Origin of the sequence: Microcystis sp. LE19-195.1E (assembly GCF_027532095.1) — a bacterium.
Classification (GTDB): domain Bacteria; phylum Cyanobacteriota; class Cyanobacteriia; order Cyanobacteriales; family Microcystaceae; genus Microcystis; species Microcystis aeruginosa.
This window is the reverse complement of sequence record NZ_JAPZSZ010000200.1, coordinates 1-6,420: the sequence shown is the minus strand read 5'-3', so window position 1 is coordinate 6,420 and position 6,420 is coordinate 1. Positions and strand designations below refer to the sequence as shown.

The 6,420-nt window shown below is 45.1% G+C and carries 5 protein-coding genes, 1 tRNA gene and 1 pseudogene; 1 reads left to right on the top strand and 6 read right to left on the bottom strand.

Annotated elements, in window-relative coordinates:
• Window positions 1-148: 148 nt before the first annotated feature.
• The 4 genes and pseudogenes from O9300_RS11515 to O9300_RS11500 form a co-directional block, all read right to left on the bottom strand.
• Window positions 149-376, bottom strand: a complete 228-nt coding sequence (locus O9300_RS11515; protein WP_002774562.1) for a type II toxin-antitoxin system Phd/YefM family antitoxin — start codon at window positions 374-376, stop codon at window positions 149-151.
• A 44-nt stretch (window positions 377-420) separates the two neighbouring features.
• A pseudogene (locus tag O9300_RS11510) lies at window positions 421-2,697 on the bottom strand (tetratricopeptide repeat protein); the annotation flags it as partial.
• Window positions 2,698-2,739: 42 nt separating this feature from the next.
• A complete protein-coding gene (locus tag O9300_RS11505) occupies window positions 2,740-3,186 on the bottom strand; it encodes a hypothetical protein (RefSeq protein WP_287971765.1) in 447 nt (148 codons plus the stop codon).
• A gap of 154 nt (window positions 3,187-3,340) precedes the next feature.
• Window positions 3,341-3,985 carry a DUF3782 domain-containing protein gene (locus O9300_RS11500; RefSeq protein ID WP_287971764.1) on the bottom strand — a complete coding sequence of 215 codons (645 nt, stop codon included), beginning with the start codon at window positions 3,983-3,985 and terminating at the stop codon, window positions 3,341-3,343.
• Between the two features lie 56 nt (window positions 3,986-4,041).
• Here O9300_RS11500 and O9300_RS11495 point away from each other — a divergent pair, with 56 nt between their 5' ends.
• Complete coding sequence (locus O9300_RS11495; RefSeq protein WP_287971763.1) at window positions 4,042-4,185, top strand: hypothetical protein; 144 nt, start codon at window positions 4,042-4,044, stop codon at window positions 4,183-4,185.
• Window positions 4,186-4,189: 4 nt separating this feature from the next.
• On the opposite strand, the gene O9300_RS11490 is transcribed toward O9300_RS11495, so the two are convergent.
• Window positions 4,190-4,263 (bottom strand) — tRNA-Met (locus O9300_RS11490).
• Window positions 4,264-4,346: 83 nt separating this feature from the next.
• Window positions 4,347-6,074 carry a succinate dehydrogenase/fumarate reductase flavoprotein subunit gene (locus O9300_RS11485; RefSeq protein WP_106908804.1) on the bottom strand — a complete coding sequence of 576 codons (1,728 nt, stop codon included), beginning with the start codon at window positions 6,072-6,074 and terminating at the stop codon, window positions 4,347-4,349.
• Window positions 6,075-6,420 lie beyond the last annotated feature (346 nt).

Below are 6,420 nucleotides of genomic sequence, written 5' to 3'. Positions count from 1 at the left end.
TTAAAGCAGCTCTAAAGAGTTTTGAGTTAAAAGTTAAACTTCAAGTTTTCATTCAGGACAAATGTACTGATTAACTAATTTTTTGGGGAAAATTAGTTAACCCATCATTATAACATATAATTAATTTGCAAGAGTTCTATTAAAATTTTCATGGCATATATTCCTCAAATTCTTCGATGGGATCATCAAAATTGTCAAGCATTTTAACGATGCCTTTTGCGCTTCCATATTGGGGATGTTTAACAGTAGTAGGAAGAGAAATGAGTTGAAAGTCTTGACCCTCATGATTCTGGATAATAACTTGTTCACCTTTTGAGGCAGCTTTAAGGAGGTCAGGTAGTTGACTTTGGGCTTCGTTTAAAGTTAGTTTTATCATAGCTTTGTTCAGTTAAATATTAATTTTTGAGATAATAATTTACCTTAATTATTCTCTAACGTAGCCTGAATTTGCCCTAACAGTTTTTCACAATATTTAAACAAGGGAATCCCCAATTCTTGGCATAATTCAAGTGCTTGTTGGCAATGGCTGAGGGCAAGTTCAGGGCGATTAGTTTGGTGGGCGATTTCGGCGAGGACTTTTAAACTACGGGCGGTTAATTCTTTAAACTTAATCTTTTGAGAAATAACTAAGGATGCTTGAATTTTGCTTTCTGCCTCGCTGTAGTTTTCTAGTTTTCTCAACGCTTCTCCTGTGTTGTGTAGAGAAATTGCTACCCCTTGCCGAAAGCCGATTTCTTCACTGATGTCGTGATGTTGCTGGAGATAGGCGATCGCTTTTTGATACTGCCCTAGGTCATTATAACAATTGCCTAAATTTCCGAGAGAAATTGCCCCCCCTTGCCGATCGCCGATTTTTTCACTGATGTCGTGACATTGCTGGTAGAGGGCGATCGCTTTTTCATACTGTCCTAGGTCATAATAACAATTGCCTAAACCACATAGAGAATTTGCCACCCCTCGCCGATAGCCGATTTCTTCACTGATGTCGTGATATTGCTGGTAATGGGCGATCGCTTTTTCATACTGTCCCAGGTTATCATAACAATTGCCTAAACCACATAGAGAAATTGCCACCCCTTGCTGATAGCCGATTTCTTCACTGATGTCGTGATATTGCTGGTAATGGGCGATCGCTTTTTCATACTGCCCCAAGGACTTATAACAATTGCCTAAACCACATAGAGAATTTGCCACCCCTCGCCGATAGCCGATTTCTTCACTGATGTCGTGATATTGCTGGTAGAGGGCGATCGCTTTTTCATACTGTCCCAGGTTATCATAACAATTGCCTAAACCACATAGAGAAATTGCCACCCCTTGCTGATAGCCGATTTCTTTACTGATGTCGTGACATTGCTGGTGATAGGCGATCGCTTTTTCATACTGCCCCAAGGAATCATAGCAAAGGCCTAGACGGTTTAACGAGTTACGATAACAATCTTGTTCCCGTTGACTCCCTGCAATAATTTCCTCATACAATTCGGCTCGCTTGCGATAAAATCCTTGTAAATCTAAAAATTCCTCAACCGATTTATTTTTCTCTTCTCCGCCTCTTTCCTCATTCAAAATATCGTAAGCTAACTGCCATTCTCCCAATTCCCCTGCATGGTGAAACGCCTCTAAATATTCCTTCAAATCTTCCAAGGATTCCCAGGGAGGGACAGGTAAATGAGCTAAATAACAATCTAAGGCTAATTTATGGGCGGATCGCAATATTTCAGGATTTGCTTGATCTTGTACCACCATGGAAATTAAAGGCAAAAACTGAAACTGTCGCGGTTTTACATTGTATTCGGGGGGAAATTCTTGTAATAAGGATAAACGAGCTAAATAGCGTAAATCTTCCTCAGTTATTGCTGGAATTAACCCCTGCGCTAACCCTAAATCAAAACTCTCGCGCAATACCGATAACCGCGTTAAACTCTCCCTAAACTCTTTCGATAATCGCGCTAAACTGGCGGTAATCACTTCTCTGACACAGGTTTCCGTGTCGCGGTGATAACCCTCCACATCAAACATATTTAAGCCCAAATTTTGCGACTCGGTGACAGAAACCCCTTCTCCAAATTCATCACTCATCCAACTACAAACCAGTTGCATTAAGAGAGGATGTCGTCCCATCTTGTGGACAAATTCGGCTAATTCTTGATTAGTTCCTGTCAAACCGTAATTCACCCTCACCAACTCGATTGCGTCCGCTTCTGCTAATCCCCCCAGGCGCAACCAATGACAACGCCGCGTTAAATTGGCTACAAAACTCGGCTGTTCCCGACTGGTAATCAGGATTTTACTCTGGTTTCCCGACCCCAACCAACGGATCAAAAATTGCCTATAAACTGAATCTCCCGCCGTCTGAACTACTGTTTCTAAGTTGTCAAGAATCAACAGACAAGGTGAGGTAATCAGTCCCCGTATCATCTGCTGAATTAACGTCTCATCGTTCCATTTTTCATCGTAGGGTTGCTCCAAATTTTCTAATAACCAGCGTCCAAATTGCGCTACTGAATAACGCTCCCTAAAACTAACCCATAACACCCGCCAATGAGGGTTTAACTTCTCTTTGAACTTCACCGCTAAAGCCGATTTCCCATAGCCTCCTGCGGCGGTTATCCCGATTAAGCGTACTTTGTCATTGCTGAGGGCGGTTTGTAGTTCCTTGATTTCATCCTGTCGTCCCTGCCATTCATCTACTGGCGGAGGTGGGGCTAACTTTGTCTGTTCCCTACCAGACGACTCCAGCTAATGCTCTTTGTTATTGTCACTGGGATAGTAATGGTTATGGTTTCCCCCCAAAAATTTAGCTTCAACATTTTTGTTGAATTGATAACCCTGGGATTGATCCTTGTTAATTTGAGTATTGCGAATCTGTTTTTCCGTTGCGGCAAACTTAGCGGCTAATTCCTGGTTACTGCTCATCAACGCCCGCATTTCCGTTAATAATTCTGTAACTTCCGAATCAGCTAATACAGGTTCCAAGTCAATGACGGCTTGCTCAACTTCAGGTGCTTTGCCTGCGGTTAATAACTTTAAGGTTGGCGAGGTAGGAAATTTGCGTTGCAGTGTCGCCAACAAGGAATCGTTAAGATTTTCCCCAGTCTTGCCTAAAAAACCTGTGGCAATAGCAGCACCAGCCAAGGGAGCAATATTCGTGGCCCAAGTTATCAAAGTCACTAAGAGTGGTTCCATCAACAAAAACCTCTTGATTTTTTTCTAATGATACAGTTTTTCCCAAAAAAGAATAACGTTTGCTTAAACCGCCGTATCAATGAATCGGTGATCGCATTTATTTGATTGTTCTCGATTCCCAAGGAATAACTAATTTTAATACGCCCATTGTTAGTTAAGCAAAACCCACAGGCTGAAACTGAACATCGTTGATAATCTTAACCGTTTCTCCTGATTGCTTCATCACAAATAAACCGCGCCGATAAGCATAACTATCTATCCCCTGATCGATTTCAATCCCCGCTACTGCACCATAAACCTGAAAGTCTCGAAATTGGGGAAAGGCTAACTTAAATCGCTGTAATCGATCAAGAAAGTCATCTACATCATCCTTCGAGAGTCGAGATTTACACTCCACCGCCACTAACTCACTCCCATTCACCGCCAGAATATCAATTTCCATCGCTGCCCCGGGACGTTTACTTTTTAAACGACTCATGGTTTGGGTGACATCAATCCCCCGTTCTTGAAATAACTGCACAACCGCCGGCTCTACCATTTCTTCTATAAAAAGACGCAAAGGGGTAGTTAAGTTATTGACGGCTTCGGTGGTGGCTCGTACCAGCTTTTTCAATTCTTCCATCGTGCGATCGGCTTCAGCCCGGCGGCGATCAGCCTCAGCATTTCGTTGTTCAGCCTCGGCATTGCGGCGTTCGGCTTCAACATTGCGGCGCTCGGCTTCTTTTTGGAACTCGGCAAATTGAGCCTCGGTTCTTTCAAACAGTTTGTAAATATTGGCGATCGTAATAGCTTCTGACATGGCGTGTTCTTGTCCATTTGAGCAAAGCCGATCCCATTCTAGCAACTCGGCCGAATGTGCCAGTTTATCGGGAATTTAGCCCCGATATTAATAAACCGATCGCTTCTGATCTAGATTCCCGTTTAATGGCTTTATGTGATAAATTTCTGGCACTGTTTGAAGCCTATCACGTTCCGATCTATTTACAACTGGCTTTATAAGTAATGGCGGGAAGCGGATTTGAACCACTGACCTTCGGGTTATGAGCCCGACGAGCTACCAGACTGCTCTATCCCGCGTTGCTTTATTTAGTATAGAACTAAATCTCGGTAAATGCCAAGGAGTTTGTAATATTCCTTTACATTTACCGTCCGACCAGAGGTTAATACTTACGTTCCACGGGGGTGAAATCCTGAATTACCACGGGCATATAGTCGATATCGATGCCGGAGGGGGAATAGTAGGCGAGGGTATGCTGAAGGAAATTTTGGTCATCCCGTTGGGGAAAATCCTCGCGGGAATGGGCCCCTCGGCTTTCTTGACGATTGAGGGCAGAGGTGAGGATAATTTCCCCCACCACCATGAGACTTTGTAATTCCCAGGCCTCGATTAGTTCCGTATTCCAGCAATCCCCCCTATCATCGAGGTAAATCTGCTCGTATTGGCGCTTTAATTCGCCGATTTGTTTAATTCCCTCGCGCATGGTCGCTTCGGTGCGAAAAACGCCGCAATGTTGGGTCATACAGTCTTGGAATTGCTGACGTAGTTGACCGATGCGAATCGTGCCTTTTTTGGTCAATAAAGCGGTGATTTCCTCTTTGGCATCCTGAAGGTAAATATCGGGATTAAAGACGGGAAAAGCGCGTTTTTCGACGTATTTAGCGATCGATTTGCCGGTTCTTCTCCCATAGACCACACATTCTAACAGGGAATTACTGCCCAAACGATTGGCCCCGTGGACAGAGACACAGGAACATTCCCCGGCGGAGAAAAAGCCTTCGGTGAGGGTATCGGCACTTAAGCGAACGCGACCATCGGTATTAACGGGAATGCCGCCCATACAATAGTGAACTGTAGGACGGACGGGCATCGGTTCCTCTACCGCATCGACACCGACGAGACGGTGGGCCTCCTCCCAACAGAAGGGAATGCGACTCATAATTTTTTCCCGGCCTAAATGGCGTAAATCCAGATAGACAAAGGGACCCCCGGCGCTACCGTCCAGATTTACCCCCCGGCCGGCGCGAATTTCTAGGGTAATGGCCCGGGAAGTGATGTCCCGGGGGGCTAATTCCATGCGCGAGGGGGCGTAGTCTTCCATAAAACGACGACCTTCGCTATTGATTAAATAAGCACCTTCACCCCGGACCGCTTCCGAGATTAAAACACCGACGGGATAGAGTCCAGTGGGGTGAAATTGGACAAATTCCATGTCTTCTAGGGGAATACCCGCTTTGGCCGATAATGCTAAACCGTCCCCCGTACAGGCGAAATCGTTGGAGGTGGTGTTATAAACGCGACCATAGCCCCCCGTCCCGAACATAATTGCTTTTGCCCGAAGGATTTCTAACTGTCCGGTGGCGATTTGGTACATTACTACCCCTTTAGCCGTACCTTCTTCGAGGATAAGACGCAAAACGTACCATTCATCGTAGATTTTTACCTGATTACGGCCTAAATTGCTGACTAATTCGTGCAGCATGGCGTGACCGGTTTTATCGGCGGCGTAACAGGCACGGTTATGGCTGTGACCGCCAAAGGCTCTTTGGGCAATGCGTCCATCTTCGAGACGGGAGAATAACACGCCTAGATGTTCCAATTCGATGATAACTTCGGGGGCTTCTTGGGTGAGGATATCCACCGCATCCTGGTCAGCCAGAAAATCGGAACCTTTGACGGTATCGTAGGCGTGGGCCTTGGGATTATCTTTGGGGTCAACGTTTTGCAGAGCGGCGGCGATACCTCCCTGGGCGGCGACGGAGTGGGAACGAATTGGGTGGGTTTTGGCAACGACAGCAACATCGATAGTCGGGTTGAGGCGTTTGATTTCTAAGGCGGCGCGGCATCCTGCTAACCCACCGCCCACTATAACGACATCGTGTTCTTTCATGGCTGATTTTTCTACGGGCTTCTGTTTCTATGGTGGGGTTAGAATTGCTCGGAAGTCAGTTTTGTAACCGAGACTTTATATTTCAGGAGTCAGGAGATAGGAGACAGGAGACAGGAGACAGGAGACAGGAGACAGGAGACAGGAGATAGGAGATAGGAGACAGGAGACAGGAGACAGGAGACAGGAGACAGGAGACAGGAGATAGGAGATAAGCTAAAACGCACTTAAACCACCTAAAATAGAAATAGTAATTTTAGAAAAATCCTACTTATGCCAGCCAAAGATTTCCTAGACTTAGAAGAAAAGAAAAACTTACAAAAAGCTCTTAAAGAAGAAGAAAGAGCAG

What these genes read in the sequence shown, in the direction of transcription:
- O9300_RS11485 (WP_106908804.1), bottom strand. Translation starts at nt 6,074, where the DNA reads ATGAAAGAACACGATGTCGTTATAGTGGGCGGTGGGTTAGCAGGATGC.
- O9300_RS11505 (WP_287971765.1), bottom strand. Translation starts at nt 3,186, where the DNA reads ATGGAACCACTCTTAGTGACTTTGATAACTTGGGCCACGAATATTGCT.
- O9300_RS11515 (WP_002774562.1), bottom strand. Translation starts at nt 376, where the DNA reads ATGATAAAACTAACTTTAAACGAAGCCCAAAGTCAACTACCTGACCTC.
- O9300_RS11500 (WP_287971764.1), bottom strand. Translation starts at nt 3,985, where the DNA reads ATGTCAGAAGCTATTACGATCGCCAATATTTACAAACTGTTTGAAAGA.